General features: G+C 69.6%; 15 protein-coding genes. 14 read left to right on the forward strand and 1 reads right to left on the reverse strand.

Going from position 1 to position 15,895, the window contains the following annotated elements; genetic code table 11:
- The first annotated feature begins 30 nt into the window (after nt 1-30).
- On the forward strand, nt 31-894 hold the full coding sequence (locus tag AL072_RS21915; protein ID WP_082109197.1) for an IclR family transcriptional regulator: 864 nt from the start codon (nt 31-33) through the stop codon (nt 892-894).
- A gap of 25 nt (nt 895-919) precedes the next feature.
- Here AL072_RS21915 and prpR read toward each other — a convergent pair whose 3' ends face one another.
- The gene (gene prpR, locus AL072_RS21920; protein WP_045584310.1) at nt 920-2,887 is read right to left on the reverse strand and encodes a propionate catabolism operon regulatory protein PrpR; all 1,968 of its coding nucleotides are present in this window, start codon (nt 2,885-2,887) and stop codon (nt 920-922) included.
- Nucleotides 2,888-3,120: 233 nt separating this feature from the next.
- On the opposite strand from prpR, the gene AL072_RS21925 reads away from it, so the two are divergent.
- The 13 genes from AL072_RS21925 to AL072_RS21985 all read left to right on the forward strand — a co-directional run bounded on the left by AL072_RS21925 (nt 3,121) and on the right by AL072_RS21985 (nt 15,880).
- On the forward strand, nt 3,121-4,320 hold the full coding sequence (locus tag AL072_RS21925; RefSeq protein WP_045584662.1) for a CaiB/BaiF CoA transferase family protein: 1,200 nt from the start codon (nt 3,121-3,123) through the stop codon (nt 4,318-4,320).
- Between the two features lie 3 nt (nt 4,321-4,323).
- Nucleotides 4,324-5,241 (forward strand): hydroxymethylglutaryl-CoA lyase, encoded by a 918-nt coding sequence (locus AL072_RS21930; RefSeq protein WP_045584311.1) that lies wholly within the window; start codon nt 4,324-4,326, stop codon nt 5,239-5,241.
- Nucleotides 5,242-5,337: 96 nt separating this feature from the next.
- Nucleotides 5,338-6,885, forward strand: coding sequence for a class I adenylate-forming enzyme family protein (locus AL072_RS21935; protein WP_052710251.1), 1,548 nt, complete (start codon nt 5,338-5,340; stop codon nt 6,883-6,885).
- Nucleotides 6,882-8,063, forward strand: coding sequence for an acyl-CoA dehydrogenase family protein (locus AL072_RS21940; protein WP_045584312.1), 1,182 nt, complete (start codon nt 6,882-6,884; stop codon nt 8,061-8,063). The genes AL072_RS21935 and AL072_RS21940 overlap by 4 nt, the downstream gene beginning before the upstream one ends.
- Nucleotides 8,064-8,076: 13 nt before the next feature.
- Nucleotides 8,077-8,958 carry a branched-chain amino acid ABC transporter permease gene (locus AL072_RS21945; RefSeq protein WP_045584313.1) on the forward strand — a complete coding sequence of 294 codons (882 nt, stop codon included), beginning with the start codon at nt 8,077-8,079 and terminating at the stop codon, nt 8,956-8,958.
- Nucleotides 8,955-9,917: a branched-chain amino acid ABC transporter permease gene (locus AL072_RS21950; RefSeq protein ID WP_052710252.1), complete on the forward strand. Its 963-nt coding sequence runs from the start codon at nt 8,955-8,957 to the stop codon at nt 9,915-9,917. Before AL072_RS21945 ends, AL072_RS21950 begins: the two co-directional genes overlap by 4 nt.
- On the forward strand, nt 9,910-10,683 hold the full coding sequence (locus tag AL072_RS21955; protein WP_082109198.1) for an ABC transporter ATP-binding protein: 774 nt from the start codon (nt 9,910-9,912) through the stop codon (nt 10,681-10,683). The genes AL072_RS21950 and AL072_RS21955 overlap by 8 nt, the downstream gene beginning before the upstream one ends.
- On the forward strand, nt 10,680-11,402 hold the full coding sequence (locus AL072_RS21960; protein ID WP_045584314.1) for an ABC transporter ATP-binding protein: 723 nt from the start codon (nt 10,680-10,682) through the stop codon (nt 11,400-11,402). Before AL072_RS21955 ends, AL072_RS21960 begins: the two co-directional genes overlap by 4 nt.
- Nucleotides 11,403-11,426: 24 nt before the next feature.
- Complete coding sequence (locus tag AL072_RS21965) at nt 11,427-12,590, forward strand: thiolase family protein (RefSeq protein WP_045584315.1); 1,164 nt, start codon at nt 11,427-11,429, stop codon at nt 12,588-12,590.
- Nucleotides 12,590-13,030, forward strand: coding sequence for a Zn-ribbon domain-containing OB-fold protein (locus AL072_RS21970; RefSeq protein ID WP_045584316.1), 441 nt, complete (start codon nt 12,590-12,592; stop codon nt 13,028-13,030). Before AL072_RS21965 ends, AL072_RS21970 begins: the two co-directional genes overlap by 1 nt.
- 61 nt (nt 13,031-13,091) lie before the next feature.
- Complete coding sequence (locus AL072_RS21975; protein WP_045584317.1) at nt 13,092-14,294, forward strand: amino acid ABC transporter substrate-binding protein; 1,203 nt, start codon at nt 13,092-13,094, stop codon at nt 14,292-14,294.
- 1 nt (nt 14,295) lies between these two features.
- Entirely contained in the window at nt 14,296-15,066 is a 771-nt protein-coding gene (locus AL072_RS21980) for an enoyl-CoA hydratase/isomerase family protein (RefSeq protein WP_045584318.1), read from the forward strand.
- Nucleotides 15,059-15,880: an amidohydrolase family protein gene (locus tag AL072_RS21985; RefSeq protein WP_045584319.1), complete on the forward strand. Its 822-nt coding sequence runs from the start codon at nt 15,059-15,061 to the stop codon at nt 15,878-15,880. Before AL072_RS21980 ends, AL072_RS21985 begins: the two co-directional genes overlap by 8 nt.
- Nucleotides 15,881-15,895: the final 15 nt, after the last annotated feature.

A 15,895-nucleotide genomic window follows, 5' to 3' on the forward strand; every position in this document is an offset into this window, starting at 1 on the left:
TCTCACCGCGCACTTTCAGGACCGACCGACATGGCACCGCGCCGCTCCACCGCCTCCGCGTCCAAGGCCGGGCTTCCGGCCGACACCGCCGCCGCTGTCGAAAACGCATCGGCCGACACCGCTGGCGCCGAAGGCCGGGCTACCGACCCGCTGATGGTGATGTCGGTGGACAAGGCGTTCCGCGTGCTGCACGCCTTCGATTCCTCCCGCCCGTCCATGAGCCTGACCCAGGTCGCCGCCGCCGTCGGCATGGACAAGAGCGCGGCGCAGCGCTTCACCTACACGTTGGAGAAGCTGGGCTACCTGCGGAAGGATCCGGTGACCAAGCGGTTCGAGCTGACCGTCCGCACGCTGGATCTCGCGCACCACTATCTTCGCAGCAACGCGATGCTGGAGCGCGCGATGCCGTACCTGATGCATCTCAGCAAGACGACCGAGGAGACGATCAACCTGACCGTGATGGACGGGACGGAGATCGTCTTCGTGTCGCGCTTCATGAGCCGTCATGTGCTGAACACCGACGTCATCGTCGGCACGCGGATGCCGGCCTTCTGCACCGCCCCCGGCGTCGCCATCCTGTCGCGCCTGCCGGCGGCGGAGGCGGCGGCGCTGGTCGACAGGATGGATTTGCAGGACTTCACCCCGCACACCACCTGGCGGCGCGAGGATTTGCTGGCGAAGATCGCCAAGTCGGCGGTGCGCGGCTATGCCACCGCGTTCGAGGAGTTCTATCACGGCGACCTGTCGGTCGCCGCCGCCATCACCGGGCCGGGCGGCGTGCCGGTGGGCGCGCTGAACATCGCCGTCTCCCGCGCGCGCTTCACCCCGGAGGAGATGGAGGAGCGCTTCGCCCCGCTGGTGGTGGCCGCCGCCGGATCGGTCTCGCAGCGCTGAACGGTCCCGCCGCGATCCGGCCCCCTCAGCGGCTCCCGGCGCCGGCAGGCGGATCGATGCCCAGCTGCCGCATGCGCCGCCACAGCGTCGCCCGGCTGATGCCCAGCAGCCGCGCCGCCTCGGCACGGTTGCCGCTGCTGTGCGACAGAGCGCTTTCGATGGCGGCGCGCGGGTCGTCGCCGTCATGCGCTGCCGCCCCGGCCTCTCCCAGGCCGGGCGGTTCGGGGAACAGTTCCGGGCAGTCGTACCGCAGGATGTCGGGCGGAATGGCGGCGACGCCGCCGAACTGCAGCACCAGCATGGTCAGCCGCTCGCAGATGTTCTCCAACTCGCGGACATTGCCGGGCCAGCCATAGGCGGTGAACCAGGGCCCCAGCGGGCCGACCACCGCCGACGGCGCCATGTCCGCCTGCGCCCGCTCCAGGCAGGCGGCGACGAAGCCCTCGGCCAGAGTCGTGACATCCTCCACCCGGTCGCGCAGCGGCGGCAGGCGCAGGCGCAGCGTGTTCAGCCGGTAGAGCAGGTCGGCGCGGAAGCTGCGCTGTGCAACCAGCTCCTCCAGCGGCTGATGGGTGGCTGCGATCACGCGCAGGTCGACCGGGATCGGCACCACGCTGCCGAGCCGCACGATCTCGCGTTCCTGGAGGACGCGCAGCAGCCGGGTCTGCAGCGGCAGCGGCATGTCGCCGATCTCGTCCAGGAACAGCGTGCCGGTGTGTGCCGCCTCGAACAGTCCGACCTTGCCGCCCTTGCGCGAACCGGTGAAGGCGCCTTCCTCATGCCCGAACAGCTCGCTTTCCAGCAGGGTGTCGGGAAAGGCCGAGCAGTTGATCGCGACGAAGGGCCGGCCGGCGCGCGAACCGAGATTGTGGATGGCCTGGGCGAACAGCTCCTTGCCGGTGCCGCTCTCGCCGGAGATCAGCACGGTCAGGTCGCTTGCGGCGAAGCGTCGCGCGGTGGCGCGTGCCCGTTCGATGGCGGGGCTGCCGCCCCCGATGTCGGCCAGCGCGTAGCGGGTCGTCCGGTTGGAGCGCCGCCGCGTCTGCGAGCGCAGGCTGACGTCGGCCTCGCTGATGGTGCGGGCGTCGTAGACGGTGATCATGGCCCCGGTGATCTGGCCATGCTCGCGGATCGGGATGCGGTTGGCGATCCAGTCGCGGCTGCGGAAGCGCAGGACGCTGCCCTTGACCGCCTCGCCGCTGGCCAGCACGCCGCGCAGCGACAAATCCGGCTCCACCTCCGCCGCGATGCGGCCCAGAACGGCGTTGGGCGGGATTCCCAGCAGGGCCTCCATCGCCGGGTTGACCGCCGTCACCCGGTCGTCGGGATCGACCGCCAGGACCGCTTCCTGCACATTCTGCAGCACCCCGTTCAACTGGCCGTAGCGGGCGTTCTCCAGCCGGGCGATGCGGGCCAGTTCCAAGGCGTCGTCGAGCCCCTGGCGCACGCCCGCCACCGAATAGGCCAGGATGCCCTCCATCCCCAGCCGTTCGGTCGCCTCCACCACCACGCTCGACCCGATGATGACGGGAAAGCCGCGCTCTGCCATGCCCTTGACGCAGGCTACCGCCTCGTCCGGCGTTTCGTAGGCGCCCTGTTCCACCTCGGTGCGCAGCAAGCCCTTGATCGCATCCAGTTCCGGGATGGTGCGGCGGTGCATGACGATGCCGACGCGGTTGGAGCGCTCCCGCGCCCGCAGCAGCGCCAGCAGGATGTCGTAGCCGCCGACATTGATGGTGGCGACCGGCGATTTCAGGGTGCTGCGCAGATAGCTGGCATTGGCGCCGGCGCTGACGAAGGCATCCACCGTGCCCGACGCCTCGCGTTCGCGCGCCACGGCGAGCGCCGCCTCGTAGGCCTGGTCGATAACCTCGATCTCGGCCTTCTTGGCATATTCGTCCAGCACGCTGCGGGCCAGATTGGTCAGATGGCGGTAGCTGAGAAAGCAGAGGCGCAGGCGGCCGTTGTGCCGATGGCCCAGCAATGCGGGCATGGTTCCCTCCCGTGATCCGGCCCGGCTTCATGGGCGGACGTTTCACCCGTTTGTTTCATGAAGCGTTTCATCACGCCGTTCTTTCCGTTTCATGAAACATGGCTCGCCTGCCGCAAATGGCCAAGGAGATTGATTTTCCTTGGAATGTGCGATGCCCGGCATGTTGGCACACCCCTTGCTATTTGTTGAACAAACAAATCATCCGACAGATGAAGCATTGGGGCATGAAGGGCATGGCACCACTGAAGGGCATCCGGTTGATCGACCTGACTCACATGCTGTCCGGTCCATACGGCACCATGCTGTTGACCGACCTCGGCGCCGAGACGATCAAGGTCGAGCCTCCCGGCCGGGGCGAGGGCACGCGGCAATTGCTGGCGGGCGATCCCGATTATTCGCGTCACGGCATGGGCGCCTATTTCCTCACCCTCAACCGCGGCAAGCGCAGCGTCTGCATCGATTTGAAGAGCGAGGAGGGACGCGCGGTCTTCCTGGATCTCGTCCGCAAGAGCGACGTGGTCTTCGACAATTTCAGCGCCGGGGTGACGGAGCGGCTCGGTATCGACTTCGCCGCGCTGTCGGCGGTCAATCCCCGGATCATCACCTGTTCGGTCACCGGCTTCGGCAGCGACGGTCCCGATCCGCACCGACCCGCCTTCGATCAGGTCGTGCAGGCGATGGGCGGCGGGATGAGCATCACCGGACTGCCCGACGGGCCGCCGCTGCGCTCCGGCATTCCGATCGGTGATCTGGCCGGCGGCCTCTTCGGCGCCATGGGCGTGCTCGCCGCGTTGAACGAGCGGGCACAGACGGGGGTGGGGCGTCATGTCGACGTGTCGATGCTGGACGCCCAGATCTCGCTGCTGAACTACATGGGCACGATGCACCTGATGTCGGGCCATGTCCCGGAACGGCTGGGCAACGGGCATTTCGTCCATGTCCCCTACAACGCGTTCCGGACCGCCGACGGCTACATCATCATCGCCTGCATCGGCGACGCCTTCTTCGAGCGCCTGCTGCCGGTGATCCGGCGACCCGAACTGGAGGCGCCCGAATACCGCCTCCAGCCCGGCCGCTATGCCGACAAGGCGCGGATCGAGCGGATCGTGGAAGAGGAGCTGGTCAAGGACACCGCCGCCAACTGGCTGACGCGGCTGCGCGAGGCGCGGGTTCCCTGCGGCCCGGTCTATGACTTCGCCCAGGCGCTGTCGGATCCGCAGGTGGTCGCCCGTGACATGGTCGTCGACCTGCCGCTGTCGCAGGGCGGGTCGGTGCGGGTGCCGGGCAACCCGATCAAGTTTTCCGGCGCCGGCCCCGACAGCTTCGCGCCACCGCCCGAACTTGGCCGCGACACCGACGCGGTGCTGGGCTCGCTCCTGGGCTATGGGCCGGACCGCATCGGCGACCTGCGCCGCGCCGGACGGGTGGGGTGAGCGATGGACCAGCTGCTGCTGACCGAAGTCGCCCCGCGCGACGGGCTCCAGAACCAGCCGGTGCGGATCGCGACGGCGGACAAGCTCGATCTGCTGTCGCGGCTGGCCGCCGCCGGCCTGACGCGGATCGAGGCCGCCAGCTTCGCCTCGCCCAGGGCGGTGCCGCAGATGGCCGACGCGGAGGAGGTCGTCGCCGGAGCCCGCCATCTCGACGGCGTCGCGCTGTCGGCCCTGACCATGAACCTGCGCGGGCTGGAACGGGCGCTGGCCTGCGGGACGCCGCAGGTCGCCACCGTGGTTGCGGCGACCGGGCAGATGAACCTGCGCAACATCAACATGACGCTAGACCAGGCCACCGCCGTCGCAATGGACGTGATCGGACGGGCCATGCAGGCGGGCTGCGGGGTGCGGGCCTATGTCGCCGTCGCCTTCGAATGCCCGTTCGAGGGGCCCGTCGATCCCGGCATCGTCGTCCGGCTGGCCGAGCGCTTCGCCGCGATGGGGGTGGACGAGGTGGTGATCGCCGACACCATCGGCGCCGCCGGCCCCGCGCAGGTGACGGGCCTGCTGCGGGCGTTGCTGTCCAGCCTGCCGGCGGAGCGTATCGGCATGCATTTCCACGACACGCGCGGCTTCGGCGTCGCCAATGCCCATGCCGCCATCGAGGCCGGCATCCGGCGGCTGGACGCCAGCGCAGGCGGAATCGGCGGCTGCCCCTTCGCTCCCGGCGCCGCCGGCAATGTGGCGACCGAGGATTTGGTCCTGCTGGCCGAGACGTCCGGCCTGGCGACCGGCGTCGATCTGCACGCGCTGGTCGGTGCGGTGGATTTCGCCGGCGGGCTCCTAGGCCGCGAGTTGGGCGGCCGGGCCATGCCCTGGCTGAGACGCAGGTTCGCGTCTGCTGCCCGAGATGGTCGTTGAAGGCACCGTAACCCGTCCTGCACCATTCGGAGCCTAAGCAATCATGAGTACAAAAGGAATAAATACTTAATAAAACGAACGGGGAGGAGCAAGACGATGAGCCTGACACAAAGTTCGGCCGACAGCGCCGCGGCCCTGGTGGCGCGGGCGGCGGCATCGACGGTGGGAAGCCTGTTCGCTTCCATCGCACGCCTTCATCCGCAGCGCATCGCCGTCGAGGACGGCGACCGCGTCGTGACCTTCGCCCAGCTCGCCGAACGGGTGAACCGCAGTGCGTCGGCGCTGGCGGCACTGGGGGTCGGGCGCGGCGCCCGTGTCGCAGTGCTGTCGGAAAACCGCCTGGAATACATCGAGGTCCAACTGGCCTGCGCCCGGCTGGGCGCCATCACCGCCTGCCAGAACTGGCGCCTCAGTGCGAAGGAGCTGGACCACTGCATCGGGCTGGTCGGTCCGGTGGTTGTCCTGGTGTCGCCCCGCCATGCCGGCAAGCTGTCGGATACCGCCGCCGGCCGGGTTCCGGCGATCGAATTCGGCATGGAGTGGGAACGCCGGCTCGCCGCCGCACCCGAGGCGCCGCCCGACGTGGCGGAGCCGGAGGATCCCCTGCTGATCCTCTACACCAGCGGCACCACCGGCATGCCGAAAGGGGCCGTGCTGACCCACCGCTGCGAGCTGGCCCGCATGGGCGCCATGCCGTTCGACCTTGGAGTGCGGCCGGGCAACACCAACCTGTGCTGGCCGCCGCTCTACCACATGGGCGGCACCGAGCCGGCGCTCTACGCCCTGCTGACCGGCGGACGGGTGATCGTGCTGGATGCCTTCGATCCCGAACGCATCGCCGACAAGATCGAGACGGAGGCGTTCGAATGGGTGTCGATCATGCCGGGCACGCTGGGCCGGATGATCGAGGTGCTGGAACGCCGGTCGACGAGGCCGCGCGGCATCCGCACCTGCGGCGTGATGGCCGACCTGTCGCCGCCCGGCGAGGTGGCGCGGCTGAGCGACCTGCTCGGCGCCGATTTCCTCAACTGCTTCGGCTCGACCGAAACCGGAACCCCGCCGCTGTCGGGCCGCCAGCTGCCCTGCGGCGACACCGCCGACCTCGGCAAGGCGCCCAGCGTCGGCGCCGAGATCCGGCTGGTCGACGCGGATGACAAGGATGTGGCCGAGGGCGGCATCGGCGAACTCGCCATGCGCGGGCCGACGCTGTTCAGCGGCTATTGGAACAACGACGAGGCGACGCGCAAGGACTTCCGCAACGGCTGGTTCCACATGGGCGACCTGTTCCGCCGCCGTCCCAACGGCCTTTACGACTTCGTGGACCGGGCGAAGTACCTGATCAAGTCGGGCGGCGAGAACATCTATCCCGCCGAGATCGAACGCGTCCTGGTCGGCCATCCCGACGTGCGCGACGCCGTGGTCGTCCGCAAGAAGGACGACCGCTGGGGCGAGATTCCGGTGGCGGTCGTGGTGTCGAGCAACCCGCGGCTGGAGGCCGCCGAACTCTCCGCCCTCTGCCGCCGGGAACTGGCCGGCTACAAGCAGCCCAAGGCGATCCATTTCGTGCCGCCCGAGCGCATCGCCCGCTCCACCACCGGCAAGGTGCAGCGCACAGTCATCGAAAGCTGGGTGGAAAGCCAATGACGGACGCTCTTTCGACCTATGCCGCCGCCGACGTCGCCGGCAATGCCGACGACATCGACGCGCTGGTCCGCACCGTGCGCGGGTTCGTCGAGACCGCCCTGCGCCCGCACGAGGAGGCCGTCGACCGCGCCGACGACGTCGATCCCGCCCTGATGCGCGACCTGCGGCGGTCGGCCGCCGAGCTCGGCATCTACGGCTACAACATGCCGGAGGAGATCGGCGGACCCGGGCTGAGCCGCGTCGCCATCTCGGCCATCGACGAGGCGATCGGCCACACCAGCATGCCGCTGGCCGAGGCCTGCGGGCACCTGCCCGGCTCGCTGCTGTTCGCCGACGAAAGCCAGCGCGAGTGGTTCGTCGGGCCGCTGATGCGCGCCGAGCGCACCGTCGCCTACGCCCTGACCGAACCGGACGCCGGTTCCGACCTGAACGCGCTGAAGACGCGGGCGCGGCGCACCGACGGCGGCTGGCTGCTGTCGGGGGCGAAGACCTTCATCTCGCATGCGGAGACCGCGGACCACACCATCGTGCTGGCGGTGACCGACCGCGAGGCGCCGCTGAAAGGCCGGCTGACCACCTTCATCGTGCCGCGCGGGGCGAAGGGCTATGCGATCGACCGCCGCTTCCGCAAGCTGGGCTGGCACGGCTACCACATCTCGGCGCTGAGCTTCGACGAGTGCTTCGTGCCGGATGGCCATGTGCTGGGCGCCCCCGGCGCCGGCTTCGGCGTGATGATGGCGACCATCAACAACGACCGGCTCTTCGTATCCTGCCGCTGCGTCGGCATGGCCCAGCGGCTGATCGATCTGGCGGTGCCCCATGCCCGCGACCGCACGACCTTCGGACGGCGTCTCGCCGACCATCAGGCCATCGCCTTCATGCTGGCCGACTGCGACGTCGAGATCGACGCCGCCCGGCTGCTCTGCGCCAAGGCGGCCCGGCTGTCCGACCTGAAGCATCCGGATGCCCGCATCGCGGCGTCGCGCGCCAAGCTCTACGCGACCGAGATGGTCGGGCGGGTGGCAGACCGCGTGCTCCAGATCTTCGGCGGCGCCGGCTTCATGGCCGACCTGCCGGTCGAGCGCATCTACCGCGATGCGCGCGGCTTCCGCATCGGCGAGGGCACCTCGGAAATGCAGCGCCTGCAGATCGCGCGCAGCCTGATCGATCGGACCTGAGGGAGGCATTCGCATGGAAAGCGCACTCCTTGCCCAGTCGCTGCTTCTCGCCCTGACCACGGCCGGACTCTACGCGGCCATCGCGTCGGGCCTGACGCTGGAATTCGGCGTGACCGGCATCGTCAACTTCGCGCACGGCGAATTCGTCATGCTGGGCGCGTTCCTGACCTATTTCCTCTACGAGTCGGTCGGCGTGCCGCCGCTGGCCGGCATGCTGCTGTCCGGTCTGGCGATGACGGCGCTGTCCTGGCTGGTCTTCGACAGCTTCCTGTCGCGCGTCCTGAAGCAGGACGAGCACAACCAGATCCTCGCCACCATCGGGCTGTCGATCCTGCTGATCAATCTGGCGATGATCGCCTGGACGCCCGACGCCCGCGTCATGCATGCCCCGGCGCTGCTGCCGCCGCTGGAAATCGGCAGCGTCATCGTTCCGGGCAACAACGTGGTCGTGCTGCTGGTCGGCATCGCGCTCTATGCCGGGATGATCTGGTTCATGCGGGGCACCCGCCATGGGCTGCTGCTGCGCCTGGCCGCCGACGATCCGCAGCTCGCCGTGCTGACCGGGGTGGACGTGACGCGGATGTTCCGCCTGTCCTTCCTGATCGGCGGGCTGACGGCGGGCATCAGCGGCGGTCTCGTTGCCCTGATCCTCTATGTGCAGCCGCTGGTGGGCGTCGATCTGGTGATGCGCGCCTTCGCCATCGTGGCGCTGGGCGGGCTCGGCAGCATCGGCGGCGCGCTGATCGGCGCCGTCCTGCTGTCCGCCGCGGAGAACCTGACCGCCACCTTCGTTCCGGGGGGCGGCAGCTGGGGCTACGGCGTCGCCTTCGTCATCATCGTCCTCGTCCTGGTGGTTCGTCCCACCGGACTGTTCGGATCGGAGCGGCGGGCATGAAGACCGGCCTCACCCGCATCCTTCCCTATGCCGCCATCCTGCTGGTCACGCTGACGCTGATCTGGATCGACAGGCCCTTCTGGATCCAGCTCGCCATCGGTGTCGCCATCACCGCCGTCACGGCGCTGGCCTGGGACATCCTGTCCCGCACCGGCCAGGTGTCGCTGGGATCGGCCGCCTTCTTCGGCATCGGCTCCTATGCGCTGGCGCTGTTCGAGCCGCTGGTCGGGCTGGCGCTGGCCTGGGTCGCGGTGGTGGTGGTCTGCGCGCTGGCCGCCACCCTGCTCGGACTGCTGACCCTGCGGCTGAGGCGGATGTATTTCGCCATCGCCACGCTGGGCTTCGCCCTGTCGATGCAGGTGCTGGTCGTTGTGTTCCCCGACTGGACCGGCGGGGCCGGCGGCATCGCGCCGCCGGTGCTGGCCGGCGGCGATCCGCGCTGGCAGCTCGCGTTGATCGGGTTGCTGCTGCTGGCCGCGGCGGGGATTTCCGACCTGCTGCTCGGCCTGCGCTTCCGCCCCGCCTTCTTCATGATCCGCACCAAGCCCGAACTGGCGACCGCCAGCGGCGTGCCGGTGGTGCGGATGAAGATCTTCGCCTTCATCGTGTCGGGGGTGCTGATCGGGCTGGCCGGGGCCTGCTACGGCGGACTGTACGGCTACGTCGTGCCGACCGACGTGTTCACCACGAACTGGAGCGTGCTGCCGCTGGCCATCGCGACGCTGGGCGGGATGGACACCACGATCGGCCCCCTGCTGGGCGCCGTCGTCCTGAAGGCGCTGGAGGAGGTGGCGCGCTCGACCATCGGCGGCACCGGCTATCAGGTCGTCTACGGCGCGGTGATCATCCTGTTCGTCATCGGCATGCCCCAGGGGATCGTCGGGCTGCTGCGCCGCGGCAGGGGCCTGCTGGCCCGCTCCGGCACCGCGAAGAAGAAGGAGAGGGAGCGCCATGCCTGATACCGGAACTCCCGATGCCGGTGCCGCTGGCGCCCGCGCGGACATCCTCTCGATCCGCGACCTGACCGTGGCGTTCGGCGGGCTGAAGGCGCTGGACGGGGTGTCGCTGTCCATCGCGGCGGGCGAGATCACCGGCCTGATCGGCCCCAACGGCTCGGGCAAGAGCACACTGGTCAACACCGTGTCCGGCCAGCTTCCCGTCCGCGGCGGCCGTGTCCACCTCGAGCGCGAGGACGTGACCGGCCGGCGGCCCGACCTGATCGTCCGGTCCGGTCTGGCGCGGACCTACCAGATCCCGCGCGTGCCGCCGGCCCTGACGGTGGAGGAGGTGCTGTCGGTTCCCCTGCTCTATGCCGGGCGCGAGCGCCACCGGCTGGAGGGGCTGGACAACGCCGCCGCCATCGCCGCCTTCTGCGGGCTGGGGCCGCTGTTCCGCCGCCGCTGCGGCGACCTGTCGGTCACCGACCTTCGCCGGCTGGAGATCGCCCGCGCGCTGGCCTGCGCGCCCAAACTGCTGCTGCTGGACGAGGCGATGGCCGGCCTGTCGCACGAGGATTCGGTGGACGTCATGGCCCTCATCCGCGACGTCCATGCCCGGGGGATCAGCATCGTGATCATCGAGCATCTGATGCGTGTCATCACGACGCTGTGCCATCGCGTCGTCGTCCTCAACAACGGCCGCCTGCTGGCCGAGGGCGCGCCGGCAGCCGTGCTGGCCGACGGGGCGGTCCGCGAAGCCTATCTCGGCAAGGGGTTCGCCCAATGAGCCGCTTCGTCGGACGGATCGGCGGCGCTTCCTACGAGCGGCTGCGCGTGCTCCACCAGCTGGATTTCGCGGTGGAGAGCGGGCACATGCTGGTCGTTCTCGGCTCCAACGGCGCCGGCAAGACCACCGCGCTGCGGGCCCTGGTCGGCACCGTCGCCACCAGCGGGCGCCAGCTCTCGCTCGACGGCCGCGATCTCAGCGGCTACGCGCCCTGGCAACTGCCGGCCCATGGCGTCGTGCTGGTGCCGGACGGGGCGCGCTGCTTCCCCAACCTCACCGTCGAGGACAATCTGCGCGGCGCCCATTGCGCGGCGGCCGGCGTGCGCAGGCTGGCGCCCTACGAGCGGCTGAGGGAGACGGTCTGCGGCTATTTCCCCATCCTGCGCGAACGCAGCCGCCAGATCGCCGGCACGATGAGCGGCGGCCAGCGCCAGATGCTGGCGATCGGGCGGGCGCTGATGACGGAGCCGGCGGCCCTGATCCTGGACGAGCCGTCGGCCGGGCTGGCACCGATCATCGTCGAGGACATGTTTGCCACGCTGGCCAAGATCAAGCGGGAGAGCGGCTGCGCCATCGTCATGGCCGAACAGAATGTCGGCTACGCCACCCACATCGCCGACCACTGCATCGTGCTGGAGGAGGGGCGCACCGCGCTCGCCGGCCCGATGGCCGAGGTGGTCAACCACCAGAAACTGCGCAGCGCCTATCTCGGCATCTGACGCATCACGTTCGGAGGACACCCAATGCCGACCGTCGGTTCCGACGTCGTCATCACGGGCATCGGCGAGACCCCGGTCGGCCGCCTGCCCGGACTGTCATCGGTCGAAATCCAGGCGATGGCGGTCCTCGCCGCCCTTCGCGATGCCGGATTCGCCCTGTCCGACCTCGACGGGCTGATCAACCTCGATCCCTACGCGACGCCGAACAGCATGTTCTCCTCGACGCTGGCGGAATATCTGGGGGTGGCGCCGCGCTTCGCCTGCACCGTCGATGTCGGCGGCACCGTCACCGGCATGACCATGCTGCAACAGGCGGTCTGGGCGGTCGAAAGCGGCTATTGCGAGGTCGTCGCCTGCGTCTATGGCGAGAATGCGCTGACCGGCCGGCCGGCCGGCGCCCAGGGGCTGCACATGCGCAACCTGCTGGGCGGCGAGGAGTGGGAGGAACCGTTCGGCGTCCACGGCATGGTCATCCCCTATGCCCTGCTCGCCCAGCGCTATCTCGACCTCCATGGCGCGGGCGACGAGGATCTCGCCGCCGTCGCCCTGGTGACGCGCCGTCACGCGCTGCTGAACGACAACGCGCAGATGAGGAAGCCGATCACGCTGGAGGATTACCGGGCCAGCCGGACGATCAGCAGCCCCCTGCGCCTGCTCGACTGCTCGCTGGTGTCGGACGGCGGCGGGGCGCTGGTGCTGACGCGGGCCGGGCGTGCTCCTCAGGGCCGGTCGCGGTCGGTCAACATCCGCGCCATCGGCATGAAGACCACGCACAATTCGGTCGCCCTGATGCCCGACATCCCGCAGCTGGGCATGGCGGCGGCCGGAGCCGACGCCTATGAGGCCGCCGGCATCGGCCCGGAGGACATCCAGGTCGCCAACCTGCACGACGCCTTCACCATCTCGGTGCTGGTGTCGCTGGAGGCGCTGGGCTTCGCCCGTCCGGGAGAGGCCGGGGCGCTGGTCCGGTCCGGCGCCATGGATCTCGGCGGGCGCTGGCCGCTGAACCCCCATGGCGGGCTGCTGTCGCAGGCCCACATCGGCGGCATGCTCCACATCACCGAGGCGGTGCGCCAGCTGCGCGGCGAGGCCGGGCGCCGGCAGGTCGAGGGTGCCCGCCGCGCCCTGGTCAGCGGGAACGGCGGCATCTTCTCCGTCTGCGGCGCCATGATCCTGGAGCGAAACTGATGCTCGACCTGTTCGCCACCCCGCCCGAGCCGACCGAGGCCAGCGCCCCCTTCTGGGCCGGCTGCGACCGGCAGGAGCTGCTGTTTCCCAAATGCGGAAGCTGCGGGCACCTCTTCTACTACCCGCGCCGCCATTGCCCGCGCTGCAGCGGCACCGCGCTCGGCTGGCAGCGGCTGTCGGGCAGGGGAACGGTCTTCTCCTTCACCCATGTCGCCGTCGCCTTCCAGGGGGCGGAGTGGGAGGGACAGCTTCCCTATACCGTGGTGCTGGTCGATCTGGCCGAGGGCCCCCGCATGCTGAGCCGGCTTGTCGGCCGGTCGGACAGCGGGTCGGAAGGCCCGGCACCCGTCGAGGTGCGCTCGGGCGACGCGGTCACCGTCGTCTTCCCGCAGATCGGCGGACGGCGCTTTCCCTTCTTCGAGCGCGCCGCCGCCGGCTGAGCAGTCCGGCTGAGCAGGCCGGACGAACGCGCTGAACAACCATAAGAACCAGGAGGAAACCATGCCCATTCTGAAGACGCTCGCGGCGGGTGCCGCAGCGCTCGCCATGGCCGCCCTGTGGGTGCCGCAGGCGGTTGCCCAGGCACCGGCCCAGACGGCCGGGCCGATCAGAATCGGCGTCCCGCTGCCGTTGACCGGCGTGCTGGCGGTCGGCGGCCAGACGATCCTGTCCGGCGTGAAGTTCGCCGCCGAGGAGATCAACGCCGGCGGCGGCTTGCTGGGCCGGCCGGTCGAACTGCTGATCGAGGACACCAAGAGCGAGCCGAACACCGCCGCTACCATCGCCGCCAAGATGGTGACCGAGGACAAGGTCTACGCCTTCGTCGGCGGCTACGGCAGCACGGCCGATTTCGCCCTGCTGTCCAGCGTGAAGCGCTACAAGCCACTGTTCATCCACACCGGCTCCTCCTCGGTCCGGCTGGAGACCAGCTTCGGCAAGGAGGACTGGTACTATCACATCTACATCTGGGACTATCACCGCCAGAAGGCCGCCTCGCGCTTCCTCGCCTCCATCGAGCCGAAGGTGAACACGGTGGCGCTGGCCTATGAGGACGGGCTCTACGGCGCCGATGCGGCGAAATACGCCGAGGAGTATTTCTCCAAGGCCGGGATGAAGCTGGTGATGAAGGAGCCGTTCAAGTCCGGCTCGCCCGATTTCTCGCCGGTCCTTTCCCGCGTCAAGTCGCTGAACCCGGACGCCTTCTTCTCGGTCGGCTATTCGGGCGACAATCTCCAGCTCGTCCGCCAGATGAAGAGCCTGGGCATCAAGCCGAAGCTGACCATGGTGGTGTCGGCCGGGGACCGCCGCGCCGATTACGGCGACATGAGCGAGGGGCTGACCATGATCACCGAATGGTCCACCGCCGACCGCACCCCGGCCGCCGCCGAACTGATCCGCAAGGTTGAGGCGAAGGGACAGGCCATCGCCCCGGTCTTCCCCCAGGGCTATGCCGGCATGATGACGCTGGCGGACGCGATCAGGACGGCCGGCAGCCTCGATCAGGACAAGGTGCGCAAGGTGCTGTCGACCGCGACCTTCGACACTCCGTACGGCAAGATCGGTTACCGCGCGTCAGAGGGCGGCGGCCTGCACCAGTTGCTGTCCGACGAGACGATGGTCATCGTCCAGCACCGCAAGGAGGGCGAGGAGGTGGTCTATCCCGCCGCCAAGGCCGGCGGCAAGCTCGCCTATCCGGCGCCCTGAGATGGCCGTCCGTTTCGAACGGCGCGGGACGGTCGGGCTGGTCACCCTGTCGAAGCCCGACCGTCACAACGCGCTGGCCGGCGATCTGGTGGCGGCGCTGCTCGACACCCTCGACCGGCCGGAAGCCCGGCAGGCCAGCGCCCTGGTCATAGCCGGGGACGGGCCATCCTTCTGCGCCGGGGCCGACATCGGCGACCTGCTGCAGGCCGGATGGATGACGCCTCAGCCGTCCGGCCCGACGCCGATGGACCTGTTCGAACGGCTGGACAGCCATCAGCGCCCGACCGTCGCGGCGGTCCATGGCCGGGCGCTGGGCGGCGGGTTCGAGCTGATGCTGTGCTGCGACCTCGCCGTCGCGGCGGAGGATGCGATCTTCGCCCTGCCGGAACTGGGGCTTGGGGTGGTGCCCAACACCGGGCTCGCCCGGCTGGTGCAGATCGCCGGTCCCCGCCACGCGCTGGACCTGATCCTGACCCGCCGCCGGATCGGCGCGGCGGAGGCCGCGGCGCTGGGTCTCGTGTCGCGCGTCGTGCCGGCGGCCGAACTGGTGGACCGTGCGGTGGAGCTTGCCCGCGCCATCACCGACGGGGCGCCGCCCGGTGCCGTCGCCGCGGTCAAGCGGGCGGTGCGCCGCACCGCGCCGCTCGACTGGGCCGAGGTGCGCGGCATGCTGGCCGAGGTGCCTGCCGGGGAATGGGCGGAGGGGCTTGGCGCCTTCCGCGACAGACGGCCTCCCGACTACAGCGAATTCTGGAGAAAATCCGATGCGTAACGCCCAATCCTTCGACGTCTTCGATCTGCACCACCATGTCGGCTCGCTCGACATCGTCGGCAAGGGGCCGCAGTGCGCCGGTGACATGGTGGCCGACGCCGACAAGCGGATCGCCTTCATGGACCGCCACGGCATCGCCCAGGCTTTGCTGATGCCGTCCAACGGCTACCAGGCGCCCGACGGCATCGCCGACACCCGCCGGGTGAACGACAGGGTGGCGGAGTACCGCGACCGCTGGAGCGCCCGGTTCCCGGCGGCGCTCGGCACCGTCTCGCCGCTGGAGGGGGACGCGGCGCTGGACGAGATCGACCGCTGCGTCGAGGTGCTGCAGATGAAGGGCATCGTCTGGCACCATCGCTTCCAGGGCTGCGCCATCGACCATCCGCGGATGGACGCCCTGCTGGAGCGGGTGCGGCACCATGGCGTGCCGGCCTTCATCCACATCATCGGCGACTCCAAGCTGGAATCGCCCTGGAAGCTGGAGGTGCTGGCGGAGCGTTTTCCGGATGTCCGCTTCGTGGCGCTGGACGCCTTCTCCTCGCCCGACTTCGCCCACTGGATGCCGCACATCGCGCGCAGGCACCCCAACATCGTCTTCGATACCGGGGTGATGGTTCCGGTGTCGCACATGATCGAGACCTTCGTCCGGAGCGCCGGGGCGCACCGTCTGCTGCTGGGCACCGATTTCTATTCGTCGCCCAAGCTGTTCAGTTCGCCCTTTCCGTTGACCGAAATCCTGGCCTCCGACCTGCCGGACGAGGAGTGCGCGCTGATCCTGGGCGGCAATGCCAGACTCCTGCTGGGGCTCGCCTGACCGGCGCCGTCCGGG

It is taken from the genome of Azospirillum thiophilum (assembly GCF_001305595.1).
Classification (GTDB): Bacteria; Pseudomonadota; Alphaproteobacteria; order Azospirillales; family Azospirillaceae; genus Azospirillum; species Azospirillum thiophilum.